Annotated in this window: 1 protein-coding gene; it reads right to left on the reverse strand. The window is 43.8% G+C overall.

Features of this window, described 5'->3' with window-relative positions; all coding sequences use genetic code 11:
• Positions 1-276, reverse strand: a 276-nt coding sequence (locus tag K8089_RS16445; RefSeq protein ID WP_407932401.1) for a hypothetical protein, incomplete at its 3' end; no start/stop codon positions are given.
• Positions 277-322: the final 46 nt, after the last annotated feature.

The following is a 322-nucleotide window of genomic DNA, read 5'->3' on the forward strand; positions in this document are numbered from 1 at the left end:
CCCCAAATTCGCAACCCCCACCGCATTCGCACTTCTAAATAAATAATACGTCCCCTGCACCTCCTGATAAAATTTCAACCCCAGCACCGCTATTGCCGTGCCAGCAACATCCGGCAAGTCAACTTGCATTTCAAAAGAATTCGGGCTATAGCTTTTATCCAGATACAGCGGAGTACTACTCTTTAAACGATACTCAAGGGTGCTAAAGTCAAAATGCAAAAGCCCCAAAGTAAGCGCCAAATGTGTCGCGCCAGCTGGAAACTGTACATTTTTCATATCAAAATTGGTAATGTGTAACCTTCGGCTTGTAAAATCAAAATCC

This window comes from Aequorivita vitellina (genome assembly GCF_022008365.1).
Lineage (GTDB): Bacteria > Bacteroidota > Bacteroidia > Flavobacteriales > Flavobacteriaceae > Aequorivita > Aequorivita vitellina.